This is a genomic window from Ruegeria sp. D3 (genome assembly GCF_056534465.1).
On the sequence record NZ_JBQFPK010000004.1, the window covers coordinates 38035 to 54048 of the forward strand.

Below are 16014 nucleotides of genomic sequence, written 5' to 3' on the forward strand. Positions count from 1 at the left end.
GCAGGGTCAAACGCTTTGCTGGCGCTTTATGTGGTCGATGAACAGCCTCAGGGGCATCATGGATTTATACTCACGCGGGAAATACATGAAAATACCGGAGGTGGGTCCCAAGTGGTCGTCCAGAACCGGTTGCAGCTCTCCTGCAGAGATCTGGGGGTCGACATAGGCCTTGAATGTATAGGCGAGGCCCAGCCCTCGTTTGGCCAGATCGACGGAGGCTGGAAGGGCGTTTGCGATCAGATTGCCCTGCACATCGACGTCATACCCTCCCTCACTCGATTGAAAACTCCATGGCGCAATCTGGCCCGAGGATTGGAACCTGTAGCGGATACAGGTATGCCCCAGCAGATCACGCGGCGTTTCCGGGGTGCCCCGAGCCGCCAGGTAGTCCGGGCTGGCGACGACAACCACCGGAAGTGGCGGCGTCAACCGCACCGCCACCATGTCCTGCGCCACACGATCCCCCAGACGAAATCCGGCATGCAGCTCCTCGCCAAGTATGTCTGACAGTGCATCCGTCAGCGACAGTTCCAGTTCGATCTCGGGATATGCGGCGCAAAAACTCTTGAGGATCGGACCGACATAGAGGTGATAGGCAAATTCCGGCATCGCCAGCTTCAACGTGCCCCGCGCGGCGTGACCGGTGCTGCGCGCGCTTTCGACGGCTTCCGAGAGTTGATCAAAGGCCGGCCCCGCACCGCGGATCAGGGCGCGCCCGGCTTCGGTCAGGCTGATGGATCGCGTTGTCCGAATGAACAGCGCAGTGCCCAGCTGCTCTTCCAGTGCTCTCAATTGATGGCTAACGGTCGATGGCTTGATACCCAGCGCCTCGGCCGCAGCACGTAGCGATCCGTGACGCGCGATGGCGGTAAAGATTTCAAGCGTGGCGAGTGGCAGGCGCATGGAGACCCCGAACAGAGCTATTATTCGATCTTATACATGAAAGAAGTGCCAACAGGGTGAATTATCACGTCATGCCGGGATTATTATCTTCGTCTCACCGCAGCCCAACAGGCTGTCACCATGAATTCAGGAGGACACAAGATGAACACTCTGACCAAAGTTGCTGCCCTCACCGCTGCTCTGATCACAGGAGAGACCGCCATGGCCGCATCCCCAGAAGACAATATCAAGGTCGTGCAGGACTTCTTCGCCGCCTACGGCGCCAGTGATCTGGACGGCATCGCAGCCGTGATGGACGAGAACGTCAAATGGCACATCCCGGGCCGCCACCCCCTGTCTGGAACCAAGACCGGTCGGGACGAGGTATTGGCTTTTTTTGAACAACTGGGTGCCGCTGGTTTTCAGGCAGAACCCATCTATTTCGGGGCCGACGAAACCCATGTGGTTGATATCCACCGCGGCTGGTCGAACGCCGACGGCAAACCGAATGTCGATACGACCTGGGCGCTCGTCTACCGGATCGAGAATGGCAAGATCGTCGAGGCAACCAACCTGTCCGCCGATCAGGATGCGGCAAACACGTTTTCTGGTCCCAATACTCGCTGGCTCCGGTCCCTGAGCGACTGGCCAAGTAAACCATCGACAGGTATTCAAGTGACCGATTTCCCCGAAATCCGCGGTTTTATCGCCGACTGGTTTGCCCGGTTCGACAGGCTGGATCCGATCGACGCGTTCCTGCCTGACCTCCACCCAGACGTGGACTGGGACATGCTTGATGTCGATACCACACTCACCGGGCATGATCGCGTGCGTGCTTGGTATCGTGGCGTGCTTGAAACCTTGCAACGCCCGACCGAGCATCACGTTAGCAAGATCGCAATCAAGCCCAATGCGGCACAGTTCGAAGTTCTGTTTCGCGCCACGACCGTTGCTGGAGACCGGATTGAAGCCCGCGTTCACGAAAACTGGCGCTTTGAAAAACGATCCGATGGCCGCCCCCTGATCACCCATTATTCCGCACAACTCCTGCAAGAGGCTGACACATGAAAACCCTCGTCCTCACCGCTCACCCTGACCTGAACAACTCGCGCATCAACCGCGCTTGGTTTGACGCTCTTTCAGAGGCCACCGACGTGACAACGCGTGATCTGACCGCCATTGGCGGCGGCGAGATGCGTTTTGATATCGAAGCCGAACAGGCCCTCTTGCTGGCCCATGACCGGATCGTGTTCCAGTTTCCATTCTACTGGTATTCCGCACCCCCGGTGATGAAAGCCTGGATGGATCAGGTGCTGAACTATGGCTTCGCTTATGGGCCGGGCGGTGATCAACTGACGGGCCGTGAGTTCCTCATCCTTGTTTCGACCGGAGGCCCCGAGCACAGCTATCACGCAGGCGGATACAACAACTTTACGATGGCTGAGTTTCTGAAACCGTTCCAACAGACGGCGAACCTGGCCGGAATGACCTATCTAAGGCCTTTCGTGGCCCACGGGATGGCAGTGGCCTCTCAGCAGCAGATCGACGAGAACGTGCCCCATATGTTGGCCTATTTGAGCGACCCCGAACTGGATCCCAAGGTGAGACAGGCCCGTTTGCTCAAACAATTGGAAGACGACCCCTCACTAGCAGCGGCGGTAAGCTAAGGTTGATCCATCCTGCGCCGGGCAGGTGGGTGAGTATTTCGAGGTGGTCGTGTCAGCCATCCGAGAACAAGGCGGTGACGTTCTCAAGTTCATGGGGGGCGGCCTACGTGCTGTTTTTAAAAATGATGACGAGGCGGAAGCCTCGTTCAGATTTGCGGTTTGGGCGGCAGAACTCGGCCTGACCAACCTGTGCGACCACAACGATACAAACGCCGAAAAGGAAAACGAGCCAATCGAGTTCGTCGTCGACATTGACTTCGGTGGCGTCACCTTCGGCAACATCGTCAGCCCTGATTGTTTGGGCTTCACGGTCATCGGCAGGCTGTGAATGCGGCCAGTCGCGTTCAGGAACTGTGCAAGAAACTGGACGAAAAGATACTGCTGGCGCATAGCGTCTCAAAACGCATGACACGAAGTATGCAGTTAGTTGGCTATCATTCTATTCGCAGTTTGCTTGAGGAGTCCTTTGTCAGGGATTTTGGGATAAATGCCGGCCTGAGTTAAGAGAGTATCTGCCGCATCTGGATGGATCGACTATGCGGCGGTTTTGCGGTGAAGCAAGCGCCGGGTTTCGATGGTTTCTCGTTTGATCCTTTCTTGTCGTTTTGGATTGGTATGCCCGCGTTCGATCTAGACATCGGCAGGCGTGAGGTTTTTTAGCTTTTGTAGTAACTGTGCAGATTACCCCTGCAAGCTGTGCTTTTTGATCTTGTTGTAAAGCGTGCGGGTGGTCATTCCCAGTTCCTTTGCAGTTTGTGCCCGACGGAAGCCATTGCGGGCCAGAGCCTCGGCGATCCAGTCGCGTTCGGAGACCGGGGTGCCAACCAGAGTTTCCTGGATAGGGGGAACAGAAGTCGAAGCGGGTTTGCGGTGCAGGAATTCAACATCTTTCAGGCTGATTGTCGAACCATCGGATTTGCGGACCGCCCGCTGGACCGCAAAATACAGCTCTCTGACGTTGCCGGGCCAGTCATGTTCCAGCATCAGGCGCAGCGCAGCGTTCGAGAATTTCGGCGTCTCACTGGTCACCTGTCGTCCGATATGCAGCGCGAGTTCGGGAATATCGTCGATGCGTTCGCGCAGGGGCGGCAGCGTGATTTCGTGACCAGAGATCCGGTGATACAAATCCGGACGAAAGGTTTTGTTTTCGACGGCATCCAAAAGGCCCGGCGATGACGTGGCAATGATCCTGGCCTCTGCTTTTCGCAGCGTGTGATCCCCGATCCGCTGGACCATCTTTTCATCGGTGAATTTCAGAATTTTGCCCTGATGATCCGGGCCAAGGGCCGTGATCTCGTCAAAGACGATGGTACTGCCGGATGCCTGCTCTAAAGCCCCGCGCTGACTGCTTGTTCCGCCAAATGTTCCCGCAGCCTTACCAAGCAAATGAACGCCACCTTCCGGCCCATCCAAAGCAGGACAGTCCACGACCACAAGCTGCCGTCGGGCCGAGGGACCAGCCGCGTGCAAACGCTGAGCCGCCCGGCTTTTGCCGGTGCCGGTTTCGCCGATCAGCAAAACCGGGATGTCTTCATAAGCCAGATCGTCTAGTTCCTCGCGGATCATCTGCATCGTGTAGGATGACCCAACCAGATCATGCGCGCTGCTTGAGGCGACGGTAGCGATGCGCGACAAGCTTGGAATAGCCGTAAAGCCCTTGGTAACTTCGTTGAGCGTTTGTTCGACAGGCAACCGATCCAGTGTCGACCCGGCCACGAAACCCTGCACGCCGCAAATCCGAGTGATCGCCAACGCCTCTTCGGGCGAGGTGATTGGCCCGCCATGGCAGAGTTTGGCGACCGAGGCTGGAACGCCCTCCAGCACACGTTCGATCTGTGCCGCTGCAGTTTCCAGCGTCAGATGGGTGTTCACGCCAGTATCGCCGCTGGTGAAGCCGATATTCACGCAAATGGCTGTTGCGCCAACATCAACCATTCTGCGGGCCTGCGCGTTGGTCTGAACGTAGACAAAGGACTCCATTCCGGCTTTTATCGCTTCTTCGACCAACGTGATTTCACGTTCAAGCCCCAGCCCCTCGCGTTCGATCAACGCGCCCAAACGACCATCAATCAAGGTGGTCGAAGGGAAATTGCATACGCCCGCAAAGCCCAGATCACGGGTGCGCTGAACCAGCTCGGCGATATCCTGATTGGGGTCGCTTACGGAAAGACCCGCGAACAGAGGTGCCGAACACCGCCCCAGCATTTCACGCTCGGCAAACTCAAAAACCCAGTCATTGGCGGCGCGCACCGGCAGGAAGCTGACCAGCGATGACGCGCCCTGCACCCGAAAGCGGCCGGCATTGAGCGCCAGAAGATAATCCGCACCGGCTTTGTCAGCTGCTTTCGCTGTCAGCCCTGAACCAACAACCGCACCAAACAGGAAGCTTTTGGGGTGTTTCATGATGTGCCCGTCTCCAGCCAGACCAGACCGTCCACGGCCAATGTGCCAAGTGGAACCGAATCTTCGTGCCAGGCAGAGGTGTAAGCAAGGATCGAAACGTCCTTGGCCTCGGCCCGGATTGCATCGATCAGACGCTGGAGCGACCCCAGCACCATGGCGCCGCTTTCTTCACTCCTGACGTCAAGGATACCGGGATGTAACACCAACCGTGTCAGCCCTGCCCTGAGGGCGGCCCGGGCCTGATCCAATGAAAGAAAGAAAGCCATCGCCTGAAAACCGGCCTCCTGCGCCCGGGCGAGGAAATCATATTCGAATTCGGGGGATGCGGGGATCGTCGACATAGATTGCCGAAGTGTGCCGTCCAGTAAAATGGATGACGGCCAGTTTGTAACTCCCAGGTACCCGATCTCGTGCAATCGCCCGAACATCGTCGCCTCGGAGCCAAAGGGATCGCTAGCGAGAAGAGCAGCCCAGTCGCCCTGTCGATGATTTTCGCGAACCTGGCGGTTGTGATCCATGCGGGGCATCACAAATGCCAAATCCGTCTGCGGAGGGGTCAGCCCATGCAGTGCCGGGCAGAAGATCCGGTTACTTTGATCTGGGGTTTCGGTTCTTGAACCAGTAAGTGCCATTTTGATCATGCGGTCATTTAGGAAGAAATCGTCGGAAATGAGAAGCATTTTCTGTTTTTTTCTTATTAAAGTGTGTTTCCAGTGAATCGAAACGTTATAAAGCATTGATTGTAAACATTTATTTTTTCGTGCTTTCACTTATGGTATTGGCCGCTTTTCCGAAACTCATGTCATGGTTTCCGTCAACGGGAGGAATCATGACACTATTTTTAATCGTCACCCTGAACGGGTTGACGCTTGCCGCGCTCTATTTTTTGGCGGCCAGCGGCTTCAGCCTGATCTTCGGGTTGATGCGAACCGTAAACATGGCGCATGGGGCTCTGCTTATGCTGGGTGGCTATGTCGGTTACAGCATCGTTGATGCGACAGGGTCGTGGGGCTTGGGCGTGGTCGGCGGAGGGCTGGCCGCCGCATTGGCCGGGGCTATCGTTCAGGCCGGAGTGCTGGGGTGGATGCAAGGCGATGAACTGCGTCAGACGCTCGCTTCCATAGCAATCTCGATCATCATGGCGGATTTGATGCTGTGGCATTGGGGTGGGCTGACGTATCAGGTCGAACTCCCCGAGGCTCTGGCGGGTGGTCAACGCCTGCCGGTGCTGGGGGTAGGGTACGCAAATATACGTCTGGCCCTGATGGCTTTCGCGCTGGTGACCGGAATTGCCCTTTGGTTTCTCATCCAAAAAACACGCTTCGGTGCCATCATTCGCGCAGGCGTTGACGATCAGGACATGCTGCGCGCGATTGGTTATCCGATCAACCGCATCTTCATTCTTGTATTCGCCCTTGGCGGCATGCTGGCCGGTATGGCCGGAGTGGTGGCCGCCAGTGCATTGTCGATTGCGCCCGGAACGGATCTGCAATTCCTTTTGTCATCGCTCGTGGTGGTGATCGTCGGGGGCATGGGGTCGATCGGCGGGGCTGCGTTGGGTGCGCTGCTGGTCGGACTGGCCGAGCAATACGGTCTGGCCTACGCGCCCACCTACGGCGTGGTTTTCACCTTTGCGATCATGGTGCTGGTTCTGGCGGTACGGCCGCAAGGCCTGCTGGGAAAGGCCGAGCTATGAGGCACGCGCTGATCCTGATCCCGCTGCTGGCTTTGCCCTTAGTGCTAAACGATTTTTGGCTGACGCAAGTGGCCACCCGGTCGCTGATCCTTGGGATCATGGCGCTGAGCCTGAGCTTTCTGGCCACCTATCTGGGCGTCGTGTCCTTTGCGCAGGCCACCATGGCCGGGATCGCAGGCTATACCATCGCCTATTTCGGACCCAATAGCGTGGGGATCGGGGTGCAGCTGCCGTTCTGGGTCTCGATCCCGTTGGCGCTGTTGCTGGCCGTGGTGTCCGGGGGGCTGATCGGTCTGATCGCGCGCCGGTCGCGGGGGATCTATGCCATCATGATCACGTTGGCGATTGGGGTGGCGTTCTTCTACTTCACCCGCCAAAACTATACGCTGTTTAACGGTTGGACCGGGTTTTCCGGTGTCCGCGCACCCGAGATCGGCGGCCTCAGCTTGCGCGATCCGCTGGCTTTGTACCTGCTGTCGCTGGGTACGGCTGTGCTGGCGTTGGCGCTGGTCAGCGGCTTTGTCCGCTCGCCTCTGGGCCTGACCATTCAGGCGGTGCGTGATGCGCCGGGGCGGGTGCTGGCGCTGGGGATTTCCGTCACAACACCCATCATGGCCGCCTTTGCCTTTTCCGGTCTGCTCGCCGGGGCAGGGGGCATTCTGAACGTCTGGTATCAGGAGCGGATCTCATCCTTTTCGGTGGGTTTGGGGCCGATCATCGACATCCTCATCGTCGCCGTCATCGGCGGTCTGCTCCACCCGGCAGGTGCGTTTGTGGGCGCGGTGGTCTTTGTGCTGCTGGACACGTTCGCCGTCGACCTGATCGACCGGGAACGGTTCAACACGCTGATCGGCGTTGTGCTGCTGCTGATCGTGATCGTGGCCCCGGGGGGGCTGCAACAATTGGCAAGCGACTGGATGGCTCGGTTGCGCCGTCCAGAAGTCAAAGAAAAATCAACTGTCTGAGCACACTCATAGGGAGGAACCTAAGAAATGAATAAGCTCAAAATGGCTGCATCCGCGCTCGCGCTTTGCGCAATGGCGGTCCCGGCATCTGCCGAGGAAGTGAAAATCGGCGTGATCTCAATTCTCGAAGGCGCGTTTGCCGCCTTGGGTCAGGACGGGATCCGCGGTGCGGAACTGGCGGTTCTGGAAACCGGTGGAGAGGTCGACGGCAACACAATCGAAGTCATCACCATGTCGTCCGACGCCAGCCCCGACAGTGCCGTGAACGCAGCCCGCAAACTGATCGAGCAAGACGGGGTGGACATCATCGTCGGCCCGCTGTCCGGGTCCGAGGGTCTGGCCCTGCGCGATCTGTCGAAATCCTATCCCGGCGTGACCTTCCTGAACGGATCGAGCGCGGCACAGGATACAACCCTGCGCGACAGTTCTGACAACTTCTACCGCTTTGGCGGCGACGGCGCACAGTGGATGGTCGGCGTAGGCGACTACGCCTTTAATGACATGGGCTACAAAACCGTAGCCGTCATCGCCGAGGACTATTCCTTCCCCTACACGCAGGTTCTGGGTTTCATGACCGAGTTCTGCGAGGCGGGCGGCAAGGTGCCCGAGAAGTTCTGGACGCCGATTGGCAACAAGGATTACTCTTCGGTCGTCTACTCGATCCCGCAGGATGTCGACGCGCTGTTCGTGGCGCTGGGTGGCGCGGATGCGGTCAACTTCCTTACGCAATACAGCCAGGCGGGCGGCGACAAGCCGATCATTGGCGGCTCGATCACCATCGACCAGTCCATTTTGGACAGCAAAGGCCCGTTCAAAAAGCTGCTGGTGGGTGCGCCTGCGGGCACGCCGACCGTTGGCGATTATGACGGCGACGAATGGAAAGCCTTTACCGCCAGCTACACCGAAGCCTTCCCCGATGGCTTCTCGGCCCCCTCGATCTTTGCGCATCACTATTACATGAGCGCAAAGGCCGCGATGCTGGCGCTGGATGAGGTCGATGGCGACCTGTCCGACAATCAGGCGGCCTTCCGCGCGGCGCTCAACGACCTGACCTTTACCACCCCCACTGGAGGGACCATGCGGCTGGACAAGAACCGCAATGGCGTGATCGACAACTTTGTCACCGAGGTTTACGAGCGTGACGATGGCACGCTGGGCAACCGCGTGGTCAAGGTTGTGCGCGACGTGGATCAGCTGCTGGGACAGGACGAAGAGGTATTTCTGGCCTCGGGTCCGGTCAGCCGGGACAACCCCTCGTGCCCGTAAACCACGCACATAACACCGCCAATGCCCTGGAGGTCCGGGGCATTGGCAAACGCTTTGGCGGGTTCTGGGCGGTTCAGGATATCGACCTGACCGTCCGCCCCGGCGAGCGGCGCGCGATCCTCGGGCCGAACGGGGCGGGCAAGACCAGCCTGTTCAACGTGCTGACAGGGGATACCAGCGCCACGGCCGGTTCGATCACGCTGTTTGGCGACAGCGTCACGCGCGAGCCGATCAACAAAAGAATTCAACGCGGGCTGCGCCGCACCTATCAGCACGCCCATCTGTTCAACGGACTGACCGTGCGCGACACGTTGTTTCTGGCCGTGGCCGGGCTGCGCGGTAGTTGGCGGCAGGTGCTACCCCTGCGCGCCAGCGATGCTCGTCTGGCCGAGGCTGAGCGTCTGGCCGAAGTGGCAGGCGTGGCGGATGTGCTGGACCGCGAGACCTCGGAACTGAGCCACGGTCAACGGAGGCAGCTTGAGATCGGGATTGCGCTGTCCGAAAACCCTAAGATTTTGCTGCTGGACGAACCGGCGGCGGGGTTGTCGCCAGCCGAGCGACCCAAGCTGAGCGCCTTGCTGATGTCGCTGCCCAAGGATGTGACCGTGGTGCTGATCGAACACGACATGGATATCGCGCTGCAGACCTCGGAGAGTGTCTCGGTTCTCTACAACGGGCGGATGCTGGCCGAAGGGTCGCCCGACGACATCATGCGCAACGAGGACGTGCATCGCGTCTATATCGGAGGCGCCCATGGCCACTGACCTGCTGGAAATCCGCGGGCTGGACCTGCGCTATGGCTCAAGCCACGTGCTGCATGGGGTCGGCCTGAATGTCTCGGACCGCCCGCTGGGTATTCTGGGGCGCAACGGGATGGGCAAGACCAGCCTGTGCAATGCGATCATGGGCTTGCATCCGCATTCGGCCGGGGAAATCCGGTTCGACGGCATCGATATGACCGGTCTGCCGCCTGAGAAACGCGCGCAGATGGGGATCGGCTATGTGCCGCAGGGGCGGCGGGTCTTCCGGTCCTTGACGGTCGAAGAGCATCTGCGGATCGTTGAACGCAAGGGCGGCGCGTGGTCGATGGATCGGGTTTATGAGACGTTCCCGCGCCTGAAAGAACGCCGTCGCAATCTGGGTGACAGGCTGTCGGGTGGTGAACAACAGATGCTGGCGATTGGTCGTGCGCTGCTGCTGAACCCGCGCCTGATGGTGCTGGATGAGCCGACCGAAGGGCTGGCCCCGGCGATCGTCTCGGACGTGATTGATCTGATCGAGTTGATTGCAGGCGAAGGCATCGCGGTGTTGCTTGTCGAACAGAACATGCACGCGGCCCTGGCCGCCGTGCAGGATGTGGCCATCATGGTTGGCGGAGAAGTGGTCGAGCGGATGACGGCGCAAGCGCTGGAAAGCGACCCAGCGATGCAGAAACGCCATCTGGGGCTGGAACCCGGGCAGTCGGGCTAAGGGAGGGAAGGATGACAAAAAGAGCTTACGTGATCGGCACCGCCGACACCAAGGGGCCGGAACTGCGTTATGTGCGTGACCTGATCGACGCGGCGGGGATGGAAACCGTACTGGTCAATGTCGGCACCAAAGGCGGCGAGACCGGCGTGGATGTGACCGCCGCCAGTGTCGCCGCGTGTCATCCTGACGGTCCCGCGGCGGTGTTCGTGAATGATCGCGGGCAGGCCGTGACCGAGATGTCGCGCGCGCTGAGCGCCTTTGTACTGGGCCGCGATGATCTGGGCGGTATCATTGGGCTGGGCGGCTCGGGCGGCTCGGGGATCATCGCACCCGCGATGCAGGCCCTGCCCATCGGCGTGCCCAAGGTGCTGGTATCCACGTTGGCCTCGGGCGATGTCTCGGCCTATGTGGGAGCGTCGGATGTGAACATGTTCCATCCGGTGACGGATGTGTCGGGGCTGAACCGCGTGTCTCGGCGGTTGCTGGGCAATGCGGCGCACGCGCTGGCGGGAATGATGGCGAACGACGTGCCTGAAAACACCGATGACCGCCCCGCGCTGGTTCTGTCGATGTTCGGCGTCACCACGCCCGCCGTGCAGGCCATCACGGAAGGGCTGGCCGATGACTACGATTGCCTTGTCTTTCACGCTACCGGCAGCGGTGGTCGTTCGATGGAGCAACTGGTCGATCAGGGCGACGTGACCGGCGTGCTGGACATCACCACCACCGAGATTTGCGACCTGATCGTGGGCGGTTTCCTCAGCGCGGGTGAGGAGCGGCTGGACAGTATCGCGCGTAGCAAACTGCCCTATGTAGGTTCGTGCGGGGCACTGGACATGGCGAATTTCTGGGCCCCCGACACAGTGCCCGCGCAGTTCAAGAACCGGAACTTCTATCACCACAACGCGCAGGTCACCCTGATGCGTTCGACGCCCGAAGAATGCGCGCAGATCGGCGCGTGGATCGGCAACAAGCTGAACGCCTGTGACGGCCAGGTCCGGTTCCTACTTCCGTTGCGCGGGGTCTCGGCGCTGGATACCGAGGGCGGGGCCTTTCACGACCCAGCGGCAAACGAGGCGCTGTTTCAGGCGCTGCGTGACACGGTGAACCAGACCCCCAACCGGCAGCTGGTCGAGCTTGACATGCACATCAACGATCCCGCCTTTGCCGAGGCCGCGATCAGCAATTTCAAAGAAATCTACACCAAGAAGGATACCTGATATGGCAGTCACTGGACGCGCAGACATCCTCGGCCGCTTGCGGGCAAAGATTGCCGCTGGCAAGGTCATCACCGGCGGCGGGGCAGGCACCGGCCTGTCCGCCAAATGCGAAGAGGCCGGCGGCATCGATCTGATCGTCATCTACAACTCGGGCCGTTACCGCATGGCCGGGCGCGGATCGCTGGCGGGCTACATGTCTTACGGCAATGCCAACGAGATTGTCGTCGATATGGGTCGCGAGGTACTGCCCGTGGTCAAGAACACGCCTGTTCTGGCCGGGGTGAATGCCACTGATCCCTTCTGCATCATGGACAAGTTTCTGGACGATCTGGCCGCGATGGGCTTTGCAGGGGTGCAGAACTTTCCCACCGTCGGCATCATTGACGGCCGCTTTCGGCGCGAGCTTGAGGCGACCGGCATGTCTTATGACATGGAAGTCGAGATGATCGCCAAGGCGCACGAGCGCGACCTGCTGACCACGCCCTATGTGTTCAGCGCCGCCAACGCGGCAGAAATGGCCAAGGCGGGCGCGGATGTGATCGTGGCGCATTTCGGCCTGACCACCGGTGGCGCCATCGGGGCTGGGGACAGCGCACCTGACATTGCCGAATGCGCGCGGCTTTATAATGAATGGGCCGCCGCTGCGCGTGCCCATCGCGATGACCTGATCTTCATCTGCCACGGCGGTCCCTTGGCCGAGCCCGAAGATGCGCAGAAATTCCTGAACCTCTGCCCCGATTGCCACGGCTTCTATGGTGCGTCATCCATGGAGCGCCTGCCGACTGAACGCGCAATCACCGAACAAACCAAGGAGTTCGGAAGACTGACCCGTGGTGCCGTGCGATCGGAAGGGGCCGCCTGAAGACCTGAACCTGCGCTGCGATCGCATAACTGAAAAACATCGGAGAACATTGATGACCGGAAAATTCATGCTGTCCGCAGAAACGCCGCAAGAGGTGCTTGACTGGGGCAAATTGCGGTGGATGAGCAACCCGCCCGCGACCGGGGCAGGGCAACTGACAGTGATCGAGGTCAGCGTTGCGCCTGGGCATGGTCACGACTTTCACAAGCACCCTGACCAGGAAGAGGTCATTTATTGTGTCGCCGGAAAAGTCGAGCAATGGCTGGGTGAAGAAAAGCATGAAATGGGACCGGGGGATTCGGTTTTCATCGGCGCGGGCGTTGTCCACGCGACGTTCAATATCGGCGACAGCGACGCGACTCTATTGGCCATTCTGGGGCCTTGCGTCGGAGAGATGGGGTATGAGATCGAAGATGTCGCCGATCAGGCCCCCTGGAACGGGTTGCGTTAGGTTCGTTTAAAAACAAACCGTCAGCTAAATTAGCATAAGCCTGCTAGCCAAAAACTCTAGATTCGCCAATCTGGCCTAGACGCTGGGTGGCGACTGGAAGATTGGTTTCTCTTTTGGGTGAGATCAGTGTTGCTTGCCCGGGTTTGCGTGGTTTGGTCCTCAGGGTCTGGACAGGCTTTGTTACACAAATCGCCGTCAGGGATTCACTGTGTAAATCCAGCATGATAGCTAAGGCGCGTGAGCAGTTGGCCTACGTCGAGGTGCAAGACCACGAATTGGTCGGCTTACAAAGATGCACTGAAGCAGCGCGGATCGCTGTCGATCTGATTTGATCCGCAGATGGTGTCGGTGCGGCCACCAAGCGGAGGGCGCGGATGCCTTTTCCAATCATAGATGCGGTACTCCAAGCCTGCCTGACCTTGAAGGTGCTGTTCGGAGTGCTGCCCCCGGCGAGCGACTGCGTTTGTTGCGAGCCTTTTGCGGCGGGTCGAACTGGATTAGGACGTGCCGGATTTCAGCACTCATTGTCGTCGTCAGAGAACGCCGAACGTGAGCCTTCTGTATCGCGGTTGGGCCGGCCCGCTGCACTCCTTCATCGCCAGCACTGGCACCAAGGCCGAGGGTCAAGGTGAGTGGAATGCGCGCAAGCGTGGCTGCCGCAAGATACATATCGGCATCGACGAAGAAACGTAGGAAGTCTGGGTGATGGAGGCCCTAGGAAAAAACTGTTCAGGGAAAAGGGAAATTCTGTCCTTCAAAGGATTTGCGCAACAAAGCCGTTTGCATCCGGACGAAGATACGGTGGTAATCGGAGTTAGGTTTGCGAAATTCTGGGCAATCTCTGAACTAGGGTGTCGTCAAAAGACGTTACCCGACAGTTCTTGGAGGATCGTCGAAGCTCACATTGAAGCGAGAAGCACGTGGGGTTCCATTGCGAAGTTAGGAGGACAGATTGCTCAAGTCATCGAGGTATTAAGCTTGGCTCTGATCACGTAACAAAAATTACATTTGTGACTATTTCGCTGTGTTAGTTTTGCCGATCGACTTCTTGCTGATCACTCCTGCAGATTCTGCTTTAGCAGGAACTGGTTTTTGAAATTCTTCAACCCCGGCATAACGTCGGCATTGGCAATATCGTCACTCGCGTGGATATCAAACTCCAGAAAGTCCTTCAAAGCGTCATCATCGTCGCTAACCAGTTCGATTATTAGGTCATAGCGACCCGCGACCCACAGGATAAAGACAACGCGTGGGTTCTTTTCAAGCCGCTCGGCAACTTGCCTTGGAGTCACGCCGGTTGCAACGTTCAACCCAATCATCGCGTCAGTAGTATATTCTGTTGCCACCGGATCCGACATCGCGACAATCCGAAGCATATTGTTGTCTCGCAGCCCGCTCACCCTGTTGCGTATGGTTCCTTCCGACACATCCAACTGTTGTGCAATTTCAGAAAAAGCCATTCGGCCATCCTGTTGCAAAAGACGGATGATCTGCTGGTTCAAATCATCATTTGGCGATCGAATGCTCTGAGTAGCACGCGCGTTCGATTGCTTTTTGACTGACATAGGCTTGACGCTCGATTGCTGTATTCGCAGCCATGATTACGAAAGAGCATCGATATCCGCAATTCTCCTTGGTGAATTCTGTGGAGGGAAGTGTGAAAAACGACATACATCTGATCTCCTCGTCACAATTGACCAGCGCAGGATTGCGGAATGATAGCCGGATTTTCCGTTGATTCATTTTGATTTTGCGATTCCCGTCGCTTTGTCATGCGGAAATTTCGAATTTCGTATCATGATGCCGTTTTTTGACAAGATACCTTCTGATCCTTGCTCAACACTGAAAGATAATGGCGAATATCGAAGCGCATAGGTGTGAGTAGTACGGTATTCGTAATTTCAAGCCCTGAACCCGACGCGGCAGGAGAGAGCCTGAAAACAGGCAACCCGCGGGAAACTGTGAATTCATGCACACGCCGTTGGAAAAGTGGGTGCTGCTGTCAGTATCGAAAGGAGGACAAATGACAATAGCCGAGCAGAACACGCAGGCTGCTTTTGGTGGGCCTCGGCACGGCCTGACCGCCGACGCTTACCGCAGCGAAGACTTCTGGCAGCGGGAATGCCAGACGGTTCTGGCCAAAAATTGGGTGTTTGTCGGGTTTGCTCATCAGATGAACAGCCCAGGAGATGTACTTCCCATCACTTGTGCCGACTTGCCACTTCTGGCGGTACGCGGTCGTGACGATGACATACAGGTGTTTCACAATGTCTGCTTGCACCGCTGCATGACACTGGTCGACAAGCCCAAGAATGTCGGGAAGCTAATCCGCTGCCCGTATCATGCTTGGGCCTATGATCTGGATGGTCGCCTGCGGGCTGCGCCACACTTTGCGGGTACCGGCAAGCAAGAGTTCGACGGTTTTGACATCAAAGAGCAACGATTAAAACCCGTGCGCACTTATGTCTGGCACGACTGGATATTCGTCAATCTGGATGGGAACGCTCCTGATTTCGAAGACTATGCCGCACCTCTGATCAACCAATTGGAAGGGATTGACTACAGCAAGTTGGAGCCCATTGGACTGCTCGATTTTGGTGAGATCGACACCAATTGGAAGCTTATAATGGAGAACTTTATCGAGCCCTACCACGTTCAGTTTGTTCATTCCTCAACTACCGATCAACCGTTGGAAAATCACTATACGATCATCGATGGCACCTGCATCGGCAGCGCGGTGGACCTTGAGGAAGAGTTGGGCACATCGGACAGTTTGGGTGTTAGCTCAAGGTATCTGACTCTTTATCCCAACTTCATTTTGGGCCGCTATTTCCCAGATCAGCTGGGTGTCTATCTCAATGTGCCCGTCGGTCCAGGAAAGATGCGCCAATACCGAGCGCTTTACACCACGGAAGGCCAAGACTTGAGCGCCAAAGAAATAGAGGCCCTCAGGAACCTATGGTGGGATGTCCACAAAGAAGACCACGAGATGGTTGAACGCATGTTCGAGGGCCGAAAGTCCCCGGTGGCCAAGGATGGGGGCCTGTTGTCACCTGCCTGGGAGGACAGCGTGCGCGCCTTTCAGGATTTGATCGAGCGTGACGTGGCAGGCGCCTAAATAAGGAGGATCAA

16 protein-coding genes and 1 pseudogene are annotated in these 16014 nt (G+C 58.0%); 13 read left to right on the forward strand and 4 right to left on the reverse strand.

Annotated elements, in window-relative coordinates; genetic code table 11:
* Positions 1-6: 6 nt before the first annotated feature.
* Positions 7-903: a LysR family transcriptional regulator gene (locus ACR0DX_RS07050; RefSeq protein WP_170352284.1), complete on the reverse strand. Its 897-nt coding sequence runs from the start codon at positions 901-903 to the stop codon at positions 7-9.
* A gap of 141 nt (positions 904-1044) precedes the next feature.
* Between ACR0DX_RS07050 and ACR0DX_RS07055 the strand changes: the two genes are divergently transcribed.
* Genes ACR0DX_RS07055 through ACR0DX_RS07065 form a run of 3 tightly spaced genes read left to right on the forward strand, consistent with a single transcriptional unit; the run spans position 1045 to position 2877 of the window.
* On the forward strand, positions 1045-1950 hold the full coding sequence (locus ACR0DX_RS07055; RefSeq protein WP_480845612.1) for a nuclear transport factor 2 family protein: 906 nt from the start codon (positions 1045-1047) through the stop codon (positions 1948-1950).
* Positions 1947-2549, forward strand: coding sequence for an NAD(P)H-dependent oxidoreductase (locus ACR0DX_RS07060; protein WP_170352287.1), 603 nt, complete (start codon positions 1947-1949; stop codon positions 2547-2549). The genes ACR0DX_RS07055 and ACR0DX_RS07060 overlap by 4 nt, the downstream gene beginning before the upstream one ends.
* Positions 2550-2574: 25 nt before the next feature.
* A complete protein-coding gene (locus tag ACR0DX_RS07065; RefSeq protein ID WP_170352288.1) occupies positions 2575-2877 on the forward strand; it encodes a nucleotidyl cyclase domain-containing protein in 303 nt (100 codons plus the stop codon).
* A 353-nt stretch (positions 2878-3230) separates the two neighbouring features.
* Here ACR0DX_RS07065 and ACR0DX_RS07070 read toward each other — a convergent pair whose 3' ends face one another.
* A complete protein-coding gene (locus ACR0DX_RS07070) occupies positions 3231-4952 on the reverse strand; it encodes a phosphoenolpyruvate hydrolase family protein (protein ID WP_170352289.1) in 1722 nt (573 codons plus the stop codon).
* The gene (locus ACR0DX_RS07075; protein ID WP_480845615.1) at positions 4949-5632 is read right to left on the reverse strand and encodes a phosphoenolpyruvate hydrolase family protein; all 684 of its coding nucleotides are present in this window, start codon (positions 5630-5632) and stop codon (positions 4949-4951) included. Before ACR0DX_RS07075 ends, ACR0DX_RS07070 begins: the two co-directional genes overlap by 4 nt.
* A 149-nt stretch (positions 5633-5781) precedes the next feature.
* Between ACR0DX_RS07075 and ACR0DX_RS07080 the strand changes: the two genes are divergently transcribed.
* From ACR0DX_RS07080 to ACR0DX_RS07120, 9 genes and pseudogenes are all read left to right on the forward strand, one after another.
* The gene (locus tag ACR0DX_RS07080) at positions 5782-6648 is read left to right on the forward strand and encodes a branched-chain amino acid ABC transporter permease (RefSeq protein WP_170352291.1); all 867 of its coding nucleotides are present in this window, start codon (positions 5782-5784) and stop codon (positions 6646-6648) included.
* Positions 6645-7613, forward strand: coding sequence for a branched-chain amino acid ABC transporter permease (locus ACR0DX_RS07085; protein ID WP_480845617.1), 969 nt, complete (start codon positions 6645-6647; stop codon positions 7611-7613). The genes ACR0DX_RS07080 and ACR0DX_RS07085 overlap by 4 nt, the downstream gene beginning before the upstream one ends.
* A 27-nt stretch (positions 7614-7640) precedes the next feature.
* Positions 7641-8879: an ABC transporter substrate-binding protein gene (locus tag ACR0DX_RS07090; RefSeq protein ID WP_170352293.1), complete on the forward strand. Its 1239-nt coding sequence runs from the start codon at positions 7641-7643 to the stop codon at positions 8877-8879.
* Positions 8870-9643, forward strand: coding sequence for an ABC transporter ATP-binding protein (locus ACR0DX_RS07095; RefSeq protein ID WP_170352294.1), 774 nt, complete (start codon positions 8870-8872; stop codon positions 9641-9643). Before ACR0DX_RS07090 ends, ACR0DX_RS07095 begins: the two co-directional genes overlap by 10 nt.
* The gene (locus ACR0DX_RS07100) at positions 9633-10349 is read left to right on the forward strand and encodes an ABC transporter ATP-binding protein (RefSeq protein ID WP_170352295.1); all 717 of its coding nucleotides are present in this window, start codon (positions 9633-9635) and stop codon (positions 10347-10349) included. The genes ACR0DX_RS07095 and ACR0DX_RS07100 overlap by 11 nt, the downstream gene beginning before the upstream one ends.
* An 11-nt stretch (positions 10350-10360) precedes the next feature.
* A complete protein-coding gene (locus ACR0DX_RS07105; protein ID WP_480845620.1) occupies positions 10361-11569 on the forward strand; it encodes a Tm-1-like ATP-binding domain-containing protein in 1209 nt (402 codons plus the stop codon).
* A gap of 1 nt (position 11570) precedes the next feature.
* The gene (locus ACR0DX_RS07110) at positions 11571-12431 is read left to right on the forward strand and encodes a phosphoenolpyruvate hydrolase family protein (protein WP_170352297.1); all 861 of its coding nucleotides are present in this window, start codon (positions 11571-11573) and stop codon (positions 12429-12431) included.
* Between the two features lie 52 nt (positions 12432-12483).
* Positions 12484-12882 (forward strand): cupin domain-containing protein, encoded by a 399-nt coding sequence (locus ACR0DX_RS07115; RefSeq protein WP_170352298.1) that lies wholly within the window; start codon positions 12484-12486, stop codon positions 12880-12882.
* 237 nt (positions 12883-13119) lie between these two features.
* Positions 13120-13572, forward strand: a pseudogene (locus ACR0DX_RS07120) (transposase); the annotation flags it as partial.
* Positions 13573-13937: 365 nt separating this feature from the next.
* Here the strand turns inward: ACR0DX_RS07120 and ACR0DX_RS07125 are convergent.
* Positions 13938-14384, reverse strand: a complete 447-nt coding sequence (locus ACR0DX_RS07125; RefSeq protein ID WP_170353111.1) for an Lrp/AsnC family transcriptional regulator — start codon at positions 14382-14384, stop codon at positions 13938-13940.
* Positions 14385-14905: 521 nt separating this feature from the next.
* Between ACR0DX_RS07125 and ACR0DX_RS07130 the strand changes: the two genes are divergently transcribed.
* Entirely contained in the window at positions 14906-16000 is a 1095-nt protein-coding gene (locus ACR0DX_RS07130) for an aromatic ring-hydroxylating oxygenase subunit alpha (protein ID WP_170352299.1), read from the forward strand.
* Positions 16001-16014 lie beyond the last annotated feature (14 nt).